Origin of the sequence: Lentzea aerocolonigenes (assembly GCF_000974445.1) — a bacterium.
In the GTDB taxonomy this organism is placed as follows: domain Bacteria; phylum Actinomycetota; class Actinomycetes; order Mycobacteriales; family Pseudonocardiaceae; genus Lentzea; species Lentzea aerocolonigenes.
Window position 1 is genome coordinate 1 of sequence record NZ_BBOJ01000033.1, and the last position, 16,098, is coordinate 16,098.

A 16,098-nucleotide genomic window follows, 5' to 3' on the forward strand; every position below is an offset into this window, starting at 1 on the left:
ACAATCTTTCAGAAGACCCCTGAGGGTCGAGCACTGCGGTGCTCCCCTCAGGGGTCTTTTGCGTTGCCGGGCGGCAACTCACCTGTGGCACAAAGGATTCATGGCCAACACCTACGTCCCTGTTGTGGAGATGTTGTGGGAGGCGCACGATCCGCTGAGCGCTCTCGACAGCAGGTTCGGCTTCCGCGACGAACAGTCGGTCGCCCGATGAGTGGCCACCACGCTGGACGAGCACTGGGGTGTGCGGATCCACTCCTGCGAGCGGATCGTGATCAGTGATCACAATGCGCTGGCTCGGGTCGGCACGTCGTCCGGCCGGCTGCTCGCGAAGTGGTCCGTCGTGACCGGGCTCTTTCCGCGGCTGGCCGAGATCGCGCGCCTCACCCGCTGGCTGGACGGTCAGGGGCTGCCGGTCTCGCTCCCCGTTCCCGCACTGGACGGCCGCCTTCAGGTCGAGGTCGACGGTGCCTCGATGTCCCTGCAGCGCGAGATCGAAGGTGACCTGCTCGACACCGCCGATCCACGCCAGGTCGGAGCGGCCGGTGCGGTCCTGGCCCGGTTGCAGGATGCGCTGGCCGTGTATCCCGGTGCCGATCGTCTTAACGCGACCTCGGGTCCGTTGGCACCGTTGAAGACTCGCGTCACGGACTGGCTCGACGCCAATGCGGAGCACCTGTCCGTGAAGACCGGTGACGCTCTCCGCCGGCTGCTCGCCGACGCGCCCTCCGGCGAGCTGCCAGTCCAGCTCGGCCACCACGACTTCCGCTCCGCCAACGTCCTGTGCGCCGGAACCGAGGTCGCCGCGGTCATCGACTTCGAGGAGGCGAGGTTCGATCACCGGGTCGTCGAGCTCACGCGGTCGGCGGTCCTGCTCGGCACCCGCTTCCACGACTGGGGGCTGGTGTCAGCGCAGATCCACGGGGAGTTCCTCGCCGGCTACCAGTCCGTGCGTCGGCTGACCCCGCTCGAGGTCGACTGGTGGGACATCCTCGTGCGCTGGCACACCGGGTGGCGTCATTCGATCAGGTGAACGATGGCCGGATTCAGGCGCTGGCTCCTCTATTAGTCATTTCATCCACGGAGGTGTCACAAACGCATGGTTGTCTTCGCCGCGCAATGAGGAAGTCGCGTGGGGCGCCGCAGGCTCGTGGCCGGCCGGTACCTTCTGTGCCATGCACAACGAGCAGCGCACCGCCCGCCGGTCCGCCGGCGTCGGCCGGACCGCCGACCTCGCTACGAACCCCTTCCGCGTCGACCGCGACCGGGTGGCGAGCTCCCCGTTCTTCGCACGGCTCGGTGGGGTCACGCAGGTCGTCAGTTCCACCGGGTCCGGGTTGCTCGTGCACAACCGCCTCACGCACAGCCTCAAGGTCGCCCAGGCGGCGCGGGCCATCGCCGAGCGGCTCATCGGGCGGCCCGAGCTCACCGCGGTGCTCGAGAAGCTCGGTGGGTGCGATCCCGACGTGGTGGAGGCCGCGGCTCTTGCGCACGACCTCGGGCACCCGCCGTTCGGGCATCTCGGGGAGCAGGTGCTGGATCGGCTGGCTCGGCACCGGTTCGGGTTGCCGGACGGGTTCGAGGGGAACGCGCAGTCGTTTCGGATCGTGACCACCACCGATGTGCGGGGGCCCAAGGCGCTGGGGCTTGATCTGACCGTGGCGGTGCGGGCCGCGATGTTGAAGTACCCGTGGACTCGGCATCAGGCGCTGGGGCTCGAGGTCGCGCCGCGTGGTGCGTCGGAGCCCGATGACATGCCGGGGACCGGTAGTTCGAAGTTCTCGGCTTACGTCACCGAGGTCAATGATCTCCGGCAGTCGCGGGAGCCCTTCGAGGGGCGGATCGAGGGGTGGCAGCAGACGGTCGAGGCCAGTGTCATGGACACCGCGGACGACATCGCCTACGCGATTCACGACCTCGAGGACTTTCACCGGGTCGGGGTTCTGCAGCACGCCACGGTCTCGGCCGAGCTCGGGACCTGGCAGACGCACGCACTGGACCTCGCCGGGTTGAGCGATGCCGAGCTCGGCGCGGAGATCAGGATGCCCGGACGGTCACTCGAGACGCTGAGGCGCCGGTTGCACCTCAAGGACTCCTGGGTGATGAGCGACGAGGCGTTCGCGTTGGCGGTGCGGAAGGTCAGCAAGGAGCTCGTGGACGGGCTGTTGTCCGTGCCGTTCGACGGGTCGGTCGAGGCGGAGCAGGCGGTTGCCGGGTTCAGTGCGCGGTGGACGCGGCGGTTGGTGGACGCTGTCGGGGTCATCGAGGAGCCTACGCCGCGGTCCGGGCACGTCGTGCTGGCTGTGCAGCAGTGGCACGAGGTGCAGGTGTTGAAGTTCGTCCATCGGCGATTTGTGTTGCTGCGGCCCGATTTGGCGTTGCACCAGCGTGGTCAGGCGCGGTTGCTCACGTCGCTGGTGGACGCGTTGGAGCAGTGGGTCACCGATCGGACCGAGGCTGATCGGTTGCCGCGGCGGTTGCACGATCTGGTTGAGCTGGCCGAAACGGAGTACGCGGGGCTCGCCCGGACGGAGCCGTCCACATTGGTCGGTCCGGCCGGTGAAGTGCCGGTGGGGCCTGATGTTGTGCGTGGGCTGGCGCGGGGGCGGGCTGTGGTGGACTTCGTCGCGTCCTTGACCGACAACCAGGCCGCCGCGTTGCTGGAAGCCCTTTCCGGGCGAACCGGTCAGTTGTGGACTGACGCTTTTGTTCTGTGAACTGTGATTGTGTCTGCTAAGTGAGAAGTAGCCCAATCGGATGCTGACTGTGATCAGTCGCGCGCCATACGTTGGCGCCTCGACCGGGATCATCCGGTCGCAGGCAGCGTGCTCGGGGGCACGCACAACGTTCGGGGGAGAAGCCCTGTGCGCCGATCTCGAAGAGGCACGACGTTAGTCACCGCAGGTACCGCAGTTCTTCTGGCCGCTCTCACCGCTGTCACGCCGGCTTCGGCGGACCCGGTCAAGGCGTCGAAGTCCATCACCGACCGCACCGCGGCGCAGATCGCCGCGCTGCAGAGCATCAAGAAGTCGCTCAGCTCCGCTGAGTCCAAAGTAGACAGCGCGCTCGTCGTGGAGGCGCGCAAGCGCGGCCAGATGGGGACGATGAGCGCCCTTCCCCAGGTGCAGACCGGCGTTGCCGTGACGCCGCAGTCCACGACCCTCGTGGACATCCGCGCCAAGCAGTACTCCGAGGACCTCGTCAACGCTGTCCGCGCGGTGGGCGGACAGATCCGGGCGGTCTCCTCCGAGAACCGCACCGTGCGCGCCGAGGTTCCGCTCGCGAAGGTCGCCGAGATCGCCGGGCGCAACGACGTCACGCGCGTCGAGCCCGGCAGTGACGCGATGACGCAGGAAGTGAAGAACAAGCGGGACCCCAAGTCCCGCAAGCAGGCTCCGTCCAAAGAGGACAAGGCGCGGGAGATCGAGCGCCGGCTGTCGGAGAAGCAGCTCTCCGTGCAGGCCGCGAAGGTCGCCGAAAGCGACAAGGCCCACAACGCCGAGGCCGCGCGTGGCTCGTTCCACGTGACCGGTGTCGGCGTGAAGCTCTGCGCGCTCTCGGACGGCGTGAACTCGCTGGCCGTGTCGCAGGCCGCGGGTGAGCTTCCCGCCGTCGACATCGTGCCGGGCCAGGCGGGCTCCGGCGACGAGGGCACCGCGATGCTCGAGATCCTGCACGACATCGCGCCCAACGCCGAGCTCGGGTACGCCACGGCGCTCAACGGCGACGCGAGCTTCGCGGACAACATCAAGAAGCTGCGGTTCGACCTCGGCTGCGATGTCATCGTTGACGACGTCATCTACTTCAACGAGTCGCCGTTCCAGGACGGCATCATCGCGCGCGCCGTGGACGCGGTCGCCGCGGACGGCGCCATGTTCTTCTCCAGCGCCGGCAACCAGGGCAACGTCGCGGACGGCACCGCTGGTCACTGGGAGGGTCAGTTCGTCGACTCGGGGGTGGGCGTCGGCAAGTTCGCCGGCACCGCGCACGACTTCGACCCGAACCCGAACGCCAAGCAGCTGTTCAACCCGCTGTCGAACTACTCGGGCGACACGCCGGTGACGCTGCACTGGGCCGACCCGCTGGGGCAGTCGTTCAACGACTACGACCTCTACCTGGTCAACGCTCAAGGCAACGTTGTCACCTTCAGCCAGAACAACCAGGACGGCGCGCAGGACCCGTACGAGCGGCTCAACACGCCGACCTCGTCCACGGGCACCCGTCTCGCGGTCGTGAAGTTCCGCGGTGAGGACAAGTACTTCGACCTGTCGCTGTTCGGTGGCAGGTTCGCCGACTCCAGCGACGGCCTCAAGAAGTTCGTCACGCCGGGCATGACCCGCGGCCACTCCGCGGCCAAGGGCGCGATCTCGGTCGCGGCCGCCCCGGCCGCCGCGGCGCTGCCGTTCGACCTGGAGCCCGGTGACCCGGCCAACCCGAAGGGCCCGTACCCCAACGCCTTCGACGGCACGCAGAAGCCGGAGCGGTTCACGTCCGACGGTCCGCGCAAGACGTTCTTCGCGCCCGACGGCACGCCGCTCGCCGAGACCCGGCAGAAGCCGGACATCACCGCGGCCGACGGTGTGACCACGTCGGTGCCGGGCTTCGCGCCGTTCTTCGGCACGTCCGCGTCGGCTCCGAACGCCGCCGCGATCGCCGGTCTGATCCTGTCCGGCAACCCGACGCTGAAGCCCGCCGACGTCAAGGAAGCCCTTGTCAACACGGCGATCGACATCGTCGAGTCCGGTGTGGACAACCGCACCGGCGCCGGCATCGTGATGGCCGACCGCGCCCTGCAGTACACGGGTGCTTCGCCGCAGGCGCTGGCCCGCGCGCAGAAGCCGTCCATCGTCAACGACGCCGACGGCAGCCAGTACCTCAAGCCCGGCACCACCGCCACGGTGACGCTGCCGGTGACCAACGGCGGCGACGGCTCGGCCGCGTCGACCTCGGTCGTGCTGACGACCCCGAGCGCGGGTGTGACCATCGCGCCGCGGTCGAAGTACTACGGCAACATCGATGTCGGCCAGACCGTCAGCAACACCTTCAAGGTGACCGTGCCGGCCGGTGCCGCGCTCGGTTCGGCGGTCAAGCTGGACGCGAAGGTGACGTACTCGGGCTCGACGTCGCCGACGTCGTCGTCGTTCACCTTCCGGGTCGGTGAGCCGTCACGCGAGTTCAAGACGTTCGCGTACACCGGCGCGCCGGTGGCCATCCCGGACAACGACCAGACCGGTGTGTCGATCTCGCTGCCCGTCACGGGTGTCGGCGGCGCGTCGAACCTGAAGTTCTCCGTGGACGGCGCCACGTGCTCGACGGCGGACGGCGCCACGACGGTGGGCATCGACCACACCTTCGTCGGTGACCTGGTCGGCACGCTGACCTCGCCGTCGGGCAAGTCCGTCACGCTGTTCTCGCGCTCCGGCAGCACTGGCAACAACATCTGCCAGGCCGTGTTCGACGACACCGCCACGAAGTCGTTCTCGACGGTGCTGAGCGGCGACGCGCCGTTCACCGGCAAGTGGCTGCCCGCCACGGGCACGTTGTCGTCGCTGCTGGCGGACCCGGCGGACGGCACGTGGACGTTCAAGGTCGCTGACGTGGTCGGGTCCGACAAGGGCTCCATCCGCGCCGTGACGCTGCACGTCGCAGGCTGGGTGTGATGAGCTAGGCGACGAGAAGGCCCCCGGCTCGCGAGCCGGGGGCCTTTCCGTTGTCCTGGAAGAACTTCTAGCGGTTCGGCCACTCCCAGCGGATGCCGAACACACCGGGGCCGAACCCGAGCGCCACGGCGTGCACGCCGCCACCCGAGTCCAGCGTGAGGTTCCGGCGCCGCGACGGCGTCTCGTCTCCCGCCGGCACGCTGTACTGCTGCACGCGCGACGGCAGGTTCGCCTCGTCGAAGCGGACCTCGATCACGTACTCCCGCACGGGAAGCCGGAACTTCCGCGCGAACGTGTTGTTGCCCTTGGGAGCGTGGCCCTCCGGGAACACCAGCTGGTACTCCATGATGAGGGTCTCGCCGCGGGTCAACGGCCGTTCGAACATCATCTCCGCGACCATGATGTTGGCTTCGTGGTCACGGGCGATGCGGCCGAGGTGGCAGTTGCGCACGTTCACGATCTCGGGGAGCACGTCGGACTCCTCGGTCTCGAAGACGAGCGCCCAGCGATCGGGGCCGTCCTGTTCCGCGCGCAGGATCTGCCGCACCCACACGGATTTCTGCCCGCCGTCGGCAGAGATCTCGATGCGGTCGTGCTGGCTGATCCGCCCGAGCTTCAGGTCGGAAGACGTGTCGACCTTCGAGAGCAGGTTCGCGACCCGCTCACGACGCGCCCAGAGGGCGTCGATCGGCATCATCGTCGTCGGGCGGCAACGGCGGCCTCGCGGACGAGGCGGTCCGAGCAGCGCCGACAGACCCGACTGAGGCACGCCCAGGACCGACTCGAGGTGCCGCAGCGCCTCCAGCGATTCAGGGCGTTCAGGCCTTCGCCGTCCTGACTGCCAGTAGCTGAGCGTCGCGACGCTGATGGTCACGCCGCGCAGTGCCAACCGGTGCTGGATGCGGTCGAGGCTGAGTCGGCTCGCCTTGATCGCAGCCCTCAACGCTTCCGGGAACGGTCCCGTGGTCAAGAGTTGCGTAAGGCTGCCGTGGCCCGTTGAGTCAGTGTCGTCAACGGTCAGTGTTGGTCGACCGGCAGCAGTGGTCATGGTGACTCCCCGCTGTCATAAGATCACGCCCCAGTGACCCTACCCGTCCGTGAACATCGCTGGTCGAGACCGGATGGAGTCAATGGTTAATCCATACGGTTGATGAGTTCACGCTTTCGAGCCTCATCTGTCAAGCGATCCGAACCGATCAGTAACATTGATGTGCAGTTCACGCCTCGTGTCGGGTTGGCTCTAGTGTGTGCACGGTGAACGACCTCGACGTGCTGACCTCCGTGGCCGGTGCGGTGCTCGGACCCGGTCCGCACGCGGTCGTCGACCTGCTCGACGTGGTGCCCGGCGTCCAGGTGGACGCGGTGCGGGCAGCGGACGACCTGCTGCCCAGGCTGGCCCACGAGGAGTCCCTCGCGAACATCCTGCTCCTCGCCCACGCGTCGTTGCGGCCGGGCGGGGTGCTGGTGGCTGCCGTGCCCGAGCTCGACCGGCTCGGTGTGCTCAAGCCCACGGCCCCGCCGCCCAAGGTGAACGGTGACCGGGTCACCGTGCAGCTCTGGGACTGGGCTCCCGACGGCCTGTCGTACGGCCTGGAGGTCGTGACGCTGCTCCGGGGTACCTCGGGGTGGGAGATCTCCGGAACGGCCGCCACGCGCCACAGGGTCCTCTCCGCGGCGGAGATGGAGAACGGCCTGCACGCCGCGGGGTTCGTGAGCGTGCAACGGCTCGCGCCCGGTGAGAGCGGTCACCGCGTCCCCGTGTGGGTGGCCGTCAGATGAGCCGGGTGCGGCCGGTTCCCGGTGGACGGGCCGTCGAGGTCGAGCCGGAACGCGTCGAAGGCTGGATCGGCAGGTTCGCCGACCGCCACGGCGCCGTCGAGATCCGAGTGGGGGAGACCGAGGTCGAGATCACCGCGGCCGACGGCGCGACCGCCAGGTTCGAGACGCGCGGCGGTACCTCTCTGGAAGAAGTGATCGAGAAGTTGACGGCACCGCGGCGCATCGGGCTCGTCCTCGTGCGGCTCGGCGGGCACAGCGTCGGTGTGGCGTTCGGCGTGGAGGTCGAGGTGTCCGCGACCGACCGCAAGCAGGTGCACGGCCGCATCAGGGCCGGCGGGTGGTCGCAGCAGCGGTTCGCCCGGCGCCGGGAGGGACAGGCCCGCGTCGCGCTCCAGGCGGCCGCGGACGACGTCTTCCGGGTTCTCGTCCCCAGGCTTGCCCAGTTGGACAGCGTCGTGCTCGGCGGCGACCGGCAGGCGTTGGACGTCCTGCGCAACGACCGCAGGCTCTCGGACGTCTTCGCGAAGGCCGAGGACCGCGTCCTGGACGTCCCGGAACCCCGGCGCGCGGTGCTCGACGAGGCCGCTGAACGGGTCCGTTGCGTCGAGATCGTGATCCAGGACACACAGGCAACCGAACCGGGAGCCGACCGCATGGATACGGGTGAGGGTGCCTGACCGAGGCACCACCGATCACCCGCTGGAGTCGAAAAGTGCGCAAACGAATGGCGATCGTGGCTGGAGCCGTGGCGCTGGGTGCCGTCGGCATCGCGGTGCCCGCGCTGGCGCTGAGCGGTGGCGGCTCGACCGCGCCCAAGCCGACGACCTCGGCGCCCGCGACGACGCCTCCGGTGTCCTCGATCGAGACCAGCCCGGCGACCACGCCCTACCCGCCGAGCTCGACCGTGACGACGTCGCCGGCACAAGAGCCGACGTCCTCGCGGCCCGGCGCCCCGGCGACCACGCCGATGCCGTCGTCGCCGTCGTCGATCCAGACCTCGCCGCCGGTGTCCTACCCGCCGAGCGAGACGAGGGTGACGACGTCGCCCGCCTCGTACCCCTCTACGTCGCCGACCTCGTACCCCTCGACGACGACGTCGCCGACCTCGTCTGCCCCTGCGAAGTAGGAGTCACCCCTGAACTGGGAGGCCGAGTTCACCGACTGCTTCAACCGGTGCGCCGACTCGATGCGCTTCACGGCGTTCCTGTTGTGCGGCAACTGGCACGAGGCGGAAGACCTCATGCAGTCGGCGTTCTTGAAGCTCTACCTGGCCGGTCCGAAGATTTCGGACCGGTCAGGGCTCGAACCGTACCTGCGCCAGATCGTCGTGCGGACGTTCCTCGCGGAACGCCGCAAGGTGCGATGGCGCAGGGAGAAGCTGACTGACACACCCCCCGAGGGCCTGTCCTCCGTCGCAGGGGCGGAGGACAGGCTCGTGGTGTGGCAGGCGCTCACCGCCGTGCCCGCACGGCAGCGTGCTGTCCTCGTGTTGCGCTTTTGGCACGATCTGAGCGTCGAGGAGACCGCGGCGGCGCTGAAGTGCTCGACGGGCACGGTGAAGTCGCAGAGCAGCAAGGGCCTGGAGACGTTGAGGCGCAAGCTGGGGCCGGAGTTCGATCATCTGAGGCTGGAGGTGTGATGGTTCGCGAAGACGACCTGCGGGCGACTTTCTCCGCTCTGCACGCGGAGGGGGCGCCGCCGCGTGCCATCACCGCGGCCGACCTGATCCAGCGAGGCACGGCCGTGCGGGCCCGGCGGCGCACCGTCGCGGTGGTGGGCACCGGGCTCGCGACCGTGGGGGTCGTGGCCGTGGCGCTGGCGATCCTGCCGGCCGCGACGCCGCCCGAACCCGCCGTGCCGGGGCCGTCCACGACCGCGACGACGACCACGACGCCCTCACCGCCGCCGCCGCCGACGTCGACGTCACCCGACGTGCCGAGCTCGATCGAGTCGACGCGGACCACGACGTCACCGGGAACCTCCGCGCCAGCCACCCCTCCGGTCCAGACGACGACGCCCGGCACATCGGCGACAGGGCCCGAGACGACGGCCAACCCGACGTCCTCCGTCACCGGTAATTCGATGCCGCCGACATCGCGCTGAGCGGCACAATCCGGGCATGACCGCTCAGATCCGCCTCGTCGAGGTGACCGACGCCAACCGCGACGCGGTGGTCGCCGTGCGCGTGGCTCCGGCCCAGGAACGTTTCGTCGCGTCCGTCGAAGCGTCGTTCCGGCACGCGCGGGAGCAACCGGAGGGCAATCCCTGGTACCGGGCGGTCTACGACGGCGACGAGCCCGTAGGGTTCGTCATGCTCAGCTGGAACGTGACTCCGCGACCCGGCATCCGCGGGCCGTACTTCCTGTGGCGGTTGCTCATCGGCGCCGGGCACCAGGGCCGCGGTTACGGCACCGCGATCCTCGACGAGATCGTCGCGCTGGTCCGCGCGGACGGCGCGCGGGAGCTGATCACCAGCTGCGTGCCGGGGGAGGGCACGCCCGAGCCGTTCTACCGCCGCTACGGGTTCGTGCCGACCGGCGAGATCGACGAGGACGGCGAGACCGTCCTGAGGCTGGATCTCGGGTAGCTGCCGGTGCGCTCACCGGATTTGAGCAACGCGGGCGGGCTGAGGGAGACCCACTCCGCCGCGTGCGCCTGGCACACCTCGAACTGCTGGACGCTCGCCGCCGCCATGGGGGCGGATGTGCGTTGGCACGTAACGGTTGTCGTCGAGCACGAGACCGCCGTTCGGTGAACGCAGCGGTGCCGCGCCACCGACTGCGATCTTCACTGCAGAACTCCTCTGGAGAGAACGGGTGCGGGACGCTGGCTCGCGACGATCGCGGCCAGGGCGAGCGCGAAACCGGTGAGCTGCACCGGGTCCAGCGTCTGGCCGAGCACGGCGACGCCGAGCACCGCGGCGACCATCGGGGACAGCAGGCCGAGCATCGAGACCGAGGTGACCGGCAACGTCGTGATCGCGCGGAACCACAGGACGTAGGCGAGCAGCCCGCCGACTCCGCCGAGCCACAGGTAACCGAGCACCGCGGCGAGGCCGATCGACGGCGGCAGGCCCTCGAACAGCAACGTCACCGGCACCAGGAACAGCCCGCCCGCGGTGAGCTGCCAGCCCGCGAACGCCGTCGGCCCCGCGTTGACGGGCCTGCCCCACTTCTTCGTCAGCGTGACCCCGAGCGCCATCGTCGCGGCACCGCCGAGCCCCGCCAGCACGCCGATCAGGTCGAACCCGGCGGCCGGCCCCAGCACCACGAGCCCGACGCCGATCACGCCGATGACGCCCCACGCGAACCGCCACGCCGACGGGCTCTCCTTCAGCACGCCGACCGCCAGCAGCGCCACCACCAGTGGTTGCGCGGCGCCGAGCGTGGCCGCGACCCCGCCGGGCAGGCGCTCGGCCGCGATGAACAGGAACGGGAAGAAGAGACCGATGTTGAGCACGCCGAGCGCGGCGGCCTTCGCCCACCACGAGCCCTTGGGCAGCGTTCTGGTGATGGCCAGCGCGATCAGGCCGGCGGGCAGTGCGCGGAGCAGGCCGGCGAAGAGCGGGTGTCCCACCGGCAGGAGCTCGGTGGTGACCACGTAGGTCGATCCCCAGACCACCGGCGCGAACGCCGCCAGCGCGGTGCGGGACAGGTCGTTTGTCATGTGGTCCAGTCTTGGACGACTCGATCAATGAGTCCAACACATGCTTTTCATCCGATCCATCGTGATTCACGATAGATCCGTGGAACTCCAGCAGATGCGGTACGTGGTGGCGGTCGCCGAGACCGGCAGCTTCACCAAGGCGGCACGGCAGTGCCTGGTTGTGCAGTCCGCGTTGAGCCACCAGGTCGCACGCCTGGAACGCGAACTGGGTGCCCGGCTGTTCTCACGGACGAGCCGCAGCGTCCGGTTGACCCCGGCGGGCGCGGCGTTCCTGCCGTCGGCCCGGCAGTGCCTCGACTTCGCGGAACGGGCTTTCGCGGAGGTTGCCGCGGCGGTGGGGGAGGTGCGCGGACGGGTCGTGGTCGGCGTGATCCCCACGGTCGCGGCGGTGGACCTGCTTGGCGCGCTGAAGGTGTTCCGGGAGCGGTACCCGCAGGTGCGGGTGGCGTTGCGGATGATGCCGAGCCACGAGCTCGTCGACCAGGTCCGGCAGGGGGCGCTGGACCTCGCGTTCCTCGGCCTGCCGCCGGGGGTGACGCCGTCGGGGGTGCGCGGGCGGGAGCTGGCGCGCGACGAGCACGTCGCGGTGGTGGCGCCTTCGCATGCGCTGGTGGGGCGTGGCTCGGTTTCGTTGTCGGAGCTGGCTTCCGAGCTGTTCGTCGACTTTCCGGCCGGGTCGCCGGGACGGATGCAGTCGGATCAGGCGTTCACGGCCGCGGGGCTGGAGCGGGAGGTGGCGTTCGAGGTGACCACCGCGGAGCTGATGGCCGGGCTGATCTCGGAGGGGCTCGGGGTCGCGGTGCTGCCTTCCCGGTACGCGCCGCGGTTGAGCGGGGTGGAGACGGTGCCGGTGGAGGGTGGGCCTTCGCGGGTGGAGCACCTGGTGTGGAGCGCGGCCGGGCTGACGCCTGCGGCTGAGGCGTTCCTGGAAGTGCTCGGAGTGCCCGGAAATGTCGGTGGTGGCTGAGAGAATGAAAGCAGGGGACCCCCTGGAGGGGACCCCTGCGTCAGCGTGGCTCAGGCGGCCGCGCGTGGGAACTCGGCTCGGTGTGGTTCCTCGCCCGCAGCCCGGCCGCTGTGTGGCGCGGCCGCGTTCCTCGACGTGCTGGGCGTTGCGGCGGACTAGCCTGCCGTGCCCGTGGCGAGCATGCCGCCGTCCACTCGCACCGTCTCACCCGTGATCCACGACGCCGCGTCCGAGCAGAGGAACGCCACGAGAGAGGCGACGTCCTCCGGCGTGCCGAACCGCTTCATCGGATAGGCCTGCACGCCCGTCTCCTCGCGGCCGCTCCACAGCGCCTCCGCGAACTTCGTCTTCACCACGGCGGGTGCGACGGCGTTCACGCGCACCTTCGGGCCCAGCTGCCACGCGAGTTCCTCGGTCAGGCGGATCAGGGCCGCCTTCGACGCGCCGTACGCGCCGATGACGCCCGTGGAGCGAAGGCCGCCGATCGACGCGACGTTCACCACCGCGCCGCCGTGCTCGCTCATCCACGCCTTCCACGCGAGCTGCGTGAAGCCGAGGGCGGCCACGACGTTCACGTCGAAGATCTTGCGGACGGCGTTGAGGTCGGCGTCCATCAGGAAGCCGAACTGCGGGTTGATGCCGGTGTTGTTGACGAGCACGTCGAGGCTGCCGAACTCCTCGACGGTGCGCGCGACGACCTCCTCGCGGGACGCGTCGTCGCCCGCGTTGCCCTGCAGGCCCAGGACGCGGCCACCGGTGGTCTTCAGCTGCTCGACCGCCTCGGCCAGCTGGTCGGCCTTGCGGCCGGTGATCGTGACGGCGGCGCCGCGGGAGAGGAGCTCGCGTGCGATGCCGAGGCCGATGCCGCGGGACGCGCCGGTGACCAGCGCCGTCTTGCCCGAGAAGTCTTCGCTCATGGCCGCAATCTATGCGGCTGGACACAGGTGGGAAATTCGATGGCCGTCAGCCCGTAGACTGGGAGCGTGATCCTCCTGGAGTAGGCCGAACCGGACGTGCCATCCATCGCCGTGCCCGGAATCTTTTTCTACTCGGAGTTTCTTTTGATCACCGCAACCGACATGGAGTTGCGCGCGGGCTCACGCATTCTCGTGAGCGGCGCCAACCTGCGCGTTCAGCCCGGCGACCGCATCGGCCTCGTGGGCCGCAACGGTGCCGGCAAGACCACCTCACTTCGCGTGCTCGCCGGCGAGGGCCAGCCCTACGGCGGTGCCGTCACGCGCAAGGGCGAGCTCGGCTACCTGCCGCAGGACCCGCGCGAGGGCGACCTGTCCGTCATCGCCAAGGACCGCGTGCTGTCCGCGCGCGGCCTCGACCAGCTGCTCCGCGACATGGAGAAGGCCCAGTCGAAGATGGCGGAGCTGGTCGACCCCGACGAGCTCGCGGTCGCCGTCACCAAGTACGGCAAGCTCGAGGAGCGCTTCGCCGCGCTCGGCGGGTACGCCGCCGAGTCCGAGGCCGCGCGCATCTGCTCGAACCTCGGCCTGCCGGACCGCGTGCTCGAGCAGCAGCTCAAGACGCTGTCCGGTGGTCAGCGCCGCCGCGTCGAGCTCGCGCGCATCCTGTTCGCCGCGTCCGAGGCCGGCATCGGGGCCAAGTCGAGCACGATCCTGCTGATCGACGAGCCGACCAACCACCTCGACGCCGACTCCATCATGTGGCTGCGGGGGTTCCTCAAGTCCCACGACGGCGGGCTCGTCGTGATCTCGCACGACGTCGAGCTGCTCGACGACGTCGTGAACAAGGTGTGGTTCCTCGACGCGATCCGCGGCGAGGTCGACATCTACAACCTCGGCTGGAAGAAGTACCTCGAGGCCCGCGCGACGGACGAGAAGCGCCGTCGCCGTGAGCGCGCCAACGCCGAGAAGAAGGCCGGCGCGCTGATGACGCAGGCCGCCAAGATGGGTGCGAAGGCCACGAAGGCCGTTGCGGCGCAGAACATGGCGAAGCGCGCGCAGAAGCTGCTCGACGGTCTCGACGAGGTCCGCCAGAGCGACAAGGTGGCGAAGATCAGCTTCCCGTCGCCCGCTCCGTGCGGCAAAACCCCTTTGACGGCAGAGGGTCTGAGCAAGTCCTACGGCTCGCTGGAGATCTTCACCGGCGTGGACCTGGCCATCGACAAGGGATCCAGGGTCGTCGTGCTCGGCCTGAACGGTGCCGGCAAGACGACGTTGCTGCGGTTGCTGGGCGGCAGCGAGAAGGCGGACGCGGGCTCGGTCGTGCCCGGTCACGGCCTGAAGATCGGCTACTTCGCGCAGGAGCACGAGACGCTCGACCACGGCGCGTCGGTGTGGGAGAACATCCGGCACATGGCGCCGGACGAGCAGGAGCAGCGGCTGCGGTCGTTGCTCGGCACGTTCCTGTTCAGCGGCGAGCAGCTCGACCAGCCCGCGGGCACGCTGTCCGGTGGCGAGAAGACCCGGCTGGCGCTGGCCGGTCTGGTGTCGTCGGCCGCGAACGTGCTGCTGCTGGACGAGCCGACCAACAACCTCGACCCGGCCTCGCGCGAGCAGGTGCTCGAAGCGTTGCGGCGGTACGAGGGAGCGGTCGTGCTCGTGACGCACGACCCCGGTGCGGTCGAGGCGCTGGAGCCCGAGCGGGTGATCCTGCTGCCCGACGGCACGGAGGATCACTGGTCCGAGGACTACCTCGAGCTCGTGCAGCTGGCGTGATCTCCACCCCTCAAAGGATTACCGAGCGCGTCCTTTGATCAACTGAGTGTGATCGAATCGACCGTTCGGCGATCTCTTTGCTTGATCACCTGGCGTTCTGCCGGTTCCTGTTCGATCATTGCGACGACAGGGGCCGTAGAACGGCCCGACCTGCTCGTACGGAAGGCGGGACAAGGTGGCTGACCTGAAGAAGGGTGCCCGGATCACCGGCGCCACGCGGGACAAGCTGGCCGCTGACCTGAAGAAGAAGTACGAAAAGGGCGCGAGCATCCGGGCTTTGGCTGAAAGCACCGGGCGTTCCTACGGCTTCGTGCACCGGGTTCTGTCGGAATCCGGCGTCACGCTGCGCGGTCGCGGTGGCGCCACCCGGACGAAGAAGAAGTAGCTCCAACCCAGACTGCTACTCTCCGGTAACCAGTCCCTGGTTCGCCGGAGGTAATGACCGTGCCAGTGCCTTCCATCGACGCTGGCGTGCTCGAGCGCGGTGGCGTTCGGCTCGCGATTGCCGGACCGCTCGCCACGATCACGCTCGATCGTCCCGACGTGCTCAACGCACAGACGCCCGCCACCTGGCAGGCGCTGCGGCACATCGGCGAACAGCTGGACCCGGACGTCCGCGTCGTGGTCGTCCGGGGATCCGGCCGCGCCTTCTCGGCGGGGCTGGACCGCCGGATGTTCACCGGTGAGCCGGTCGACGGCGAACCCGGTGGCCTGGGTGCGTTGCTGTCGGTGCCCGCTGCGGAGGCGGACGCGAAGATCGCTTCGTACCAGGCCGGGTTCACCTGGCTGAGCGACCCGGCACGCGTGACGATCGCGGCGGTGCAGGGGCACGCCATCGGCGCCGGCTTCCAGCTGGCGCTGGCGTGCGACTTCCGCGTGCTCGCCGAGGACGCGCAGTTCTGCATGGCTGAAACCGGGCTGGGTCTGGTGCCCGACCTCGGTGGGACGCTGCCCCTGGTGCGGCTGGTGGGCTACTCGCGCGCGGCCGAGATGTGCGTGACCTCCCGGCGGATCTCCGCCGAGGAGTCGCTGCGCATCGGCCTCGCGAACTCCGTCGTGCCCGCTTCCGGTCTGGACGCGGCCGTCGAGGAGCTCGTGGCCGCCGTGCTGAAGCCGATGCCGGGTGCCGTCACGGAGACGCTGGCGCTCATCGCGTCGGCGGCGTCCGGTCCCGCGCCGGAGGCACAGCTCGCGCTGGAGCGCGCCGCACAGCTGCGCCGGCTGCAGTCTTTCGCGGCCATGTCCGCCCAAAGCTGAACTTTTCTGCGTTCCTAGCCGCGCGCGAAGGAATTGTCAGACCGCTGTGCTGTTCTAGTCAGCGTGGACGGCTACAGCTCTT

The 16,098-nt window shown here is 69.3% G+C and carries 16 protein-coding genes; 13 read left to right on the forward strand and 3 right to left on the reverse strand.

What is annotated here, in order from left to right:
- Window positions 1-211 precede the first annotated feature (211 nt).
- The 3 genes from AOM45_RS44045 (at window position 212) to AOM45_RS44055 (ending at window position 5,657) form a co-directional block, all read left to right on the forward strand.
- Entirely contained in the window at window positions 212-1,030 is an 819-nt protein-coding gene (locus tag AOM45_RS44045; RefSeq protein ID WP_051784695.1) for a phosphotransferase, read from the forward strand.
- Window positions 1,031-1,172: 142 nt separating this feature from the next.
- A complete protein-coding gene (locus AOM45_RS44050; protein WP_030473234.1) occupies window positions 1,173-2,714 on the forward strand; it encodes a deoxyguanosinetriphosphate triphosphohydrolase family protein in 1,542 nt (513 codons plus the stop codon).
- A gap of 147 nt (window positions 2,715-2,861) precedes the next feature.
- Entirely contained in the window at window positions 2,862-5,657 is a 2,796-nt protein-coding gene (locus AOM45_RS44055; RefSeq protein WP_030473235.1) for a S8 family serine peptidase, read from the forward strand.
- 67 nt (window positions 5,658-5,724) lie between these two features.
- Here AOM45_RS44055 and AOM45_RS44060 read toward each other — a convergent pair whose 3' ends face one another.
- Window positions 5,725-6,627, reverse strand: coding sequence for a hypothetical protein (locus AOM45_RS44060; protein WP_232837002.1), 903 nt, complete (start codon window positions 6,625-6,627; stop codon window positions 5,725-5,727).
- A gap of 284 nt (window positions 6,628-6,911) precedes the next feature.
- Between AOM45_RS44060 and AOM45_RS44065 the strand changes: the two genes are divergently transcribed.
- From AOM45_RS44065 to AOM45_RS44090, 6 genes are read left to right on the forward strand one after another with little or no spacing between them, the layout of a single operon-like run.
- On the forward strand, window positions 6,912-7,436 hold the full coding sequence (locus tag AOM45_RS44065) for a hypothetical protein (protein ID WP_236704049.1): 525 nt from the start codon (window positions 6,912-6,914) through the stop codon (window positions 7,434-7,436).
- Complete coding sequence (locus AOM45_RS44070; RefSeq protein WP_051784704.1) at window positions 7,433-8,113, forward strand: acVLRF1 family peptidyl-tRNA hydrolase; 681 nt, start codon at window positions 7,433-7,435, stop codon at window positions 8,111-8,113. The genes AOM45_RS44065 and AOM45_RS44070 overlap by 4 nt, the downstream gene beginning before the upstream one ends.
- A gap of 35 nt (window positions 8,114-8,148) precedes the next feature.
- Window positions 8,149-8,562 carry a hypothetical protein gene (locus tag AOM45_RS51510; protein WP_156094415.1) on the forward strand — a complete coding sequence of 138 codons (414 nt, stop codon included), beginning with the start codon at window positions 8,149-8,151 and terminating at the stop codon, window positions 8,560-8,562.
- A gap of 9 nt (window positions 8,563-8,571) precedes the next feature.
- Window positions 8,572-9,075 (forward strand): SigE family RNA polymerase sigma factor, encoded by a 504-nt coding sequence (locus AOM45_RS44080; RefSeq protein WP_035913713.1) that lies wholly within the window; start codon window positions 8,572-8,574, stop codon window positions 9,073-9,075.
- Entirely contained in the window at window positions 9,075-9,539 is a 465-nt protein-coding gene (locus AOM45_RS44085) for a hypothetical protein (RefSeq protein ID WP_030473241.1), read from the forward strand. The genes AOM45_RS44080 and AOM45_RS44085 overlap by 1 nt, the downstream gene beginning before the upstream one ends.
- Window positions 9,540-9,555: 16 nt before the next feature.
- A complete protein-coding gene (locus tag AOM45_RS44090) occupies window positions 9,556-10,023 on the forward strand; it encodes a GNAT family N-acetyltransferase (protein WP_030473242.1) in 468 nt (155 codons plus the stop codon).
- Between the two features lie 200 nt (window positions 10,024-10,223).
- On the opposite strand, the gene AOM45_RS44095 is transcribed toward AOM45_RS44090, so the two are convergent.
- Window positions 10,224-11,102 (reverse strand): EamA family transporter, encoded by an 879-nt coding sequence (locus AOM45_RS44095; RefSeq protein WP_030473243.1) that lies wholly within the window; start codon window positions 11,100-11,102, stop codon window positions 10,224-10,226.
- Window positions 11,103-11,181: 79 nt separating this feature from the next.
- Here AOM45_RS44095 and AOM45_RS44100 point away from each other — a divergent pair, with 79 nt between their 5' ends.
- Window positions 11,182-12,069 carry a LysR family transcriptional regulator gene (locus AOM45_RS44100; RefSeq protein WP_030473244.1) on the forward strand — a complete coding sequence of 296 codons (888 nt, stop codon included), beginning with the start codon at window positions 11,182-11,184 and terminating at the stop codon, window positions 12,067-12,069.
- Between the two features lie 155 nt (window positions 12,070-12,224).
- Here the strand turns inward: AOM45_RS44100 and AOM45_RS44105 are convergent, their stop codons facing one another.
- Window positions 12,225-12,986, reverse strand: coding sequence for an SDR family oxidoreductase (locus tag AOM45_RS44105; RefSeq protein ID WP_030473245.1), 762 nt, complete (start codon window positions 12,984-12,986; stop codon window positions 12,225-12,227).
- Between the two features lie 144 nt (window positions 12,987-13,130).
- On the opposite strand from AOM45_RS44105, the gene AOM45_RS44110 reads away from it, so the two are divergent.
- The 3 genes from AOM45_RS44110 (at window position 13,131) to AOM45_RS44120 (ending at window position 16,016) form a co-directional block, all read left to right on the forward strand.
- Window positions 13,131-14,759, forward strand: a complete 1,629-nt coding sequence (locus tag AOM45_RS44110; RefSeq protein WP_030473246.1) for an ABC-F family ATP-binding cassette domain-containing protein — start codon at window positions 13,131-13,133, stop codon at window positions 14,757-14,759.
- 175 nt (window positions 14,760-14,934) lie between these two features.
- Window positions 14,935-15,144: a helix-turn-helix domain-containing protein gene (locus tag AOM45_RS44115; protein ID WP_030473247.1), complete on the forward strand. Its 210-nt coding sequence runs from the start codon at window positions 14,935-14,937 to the stop codon at window positions 15,142-15,144.
- Between the two features lie 59 nt (window positions 15,145-15,203).
- On the forward strand, window positions 15,204-16,016 hold the full coding sequence (locus tag AOM45_RS44120; RefSeq protein WP_372497492.1) for an enoyl-CoA hydratase/isomerase family protein: 813 nt from the start codon (window positions 15,204-15,206) through the stop codon (window positions 16,014-16,016).
- Window positions 16,017-16,098 lie beyond the last annotated feature (82 nt).

Coding starts and splice junctions, on each gene's coding strand:
- AOM45_RS44050 (WP_030473234.1), top strand. CDS start 1,173: ATGCACAACGAGCAGCGCACCGCCCGCCGGTCCGCCGGCGTCGGCCGG.
- AOM45_RS44070 (WP_051784704.1), top strand. CDS start 7,433: ATGAGCCGGGTGCGGCCGGTTCCCGGTGGACGGGCCGTCGAGGTCGAG.
- AOM45_RS44085 (WP_030473241.1), top strand. CDS start 9,075: ATGGTTCGCGAAGACGACCTGCGGGCGACTTTCTCCGCTCTGCACGCG.
- AOM45_RS44090 (WP_030473242.1), top strand. CDS start 9,556: ATGACCGCTCAGATCCGCCTCGTCGAGGTGACCGACGCCAACCGCGAC.
- AOM45_RS44095 (WP_030473243.1), bottom strand. CDS start 11,102: ATGACAAACGACCTGTCCCGCACCGCGCTGGCGGCGTTCGCGCCGGTG.
- AOM45_RS44105 (WP_030473245.1), bottom strand. CDS start 12,986: ATGAGCGAAGACTTCTCGGGCAAGACGGCGCTGGTCACCGGCGCGTCC.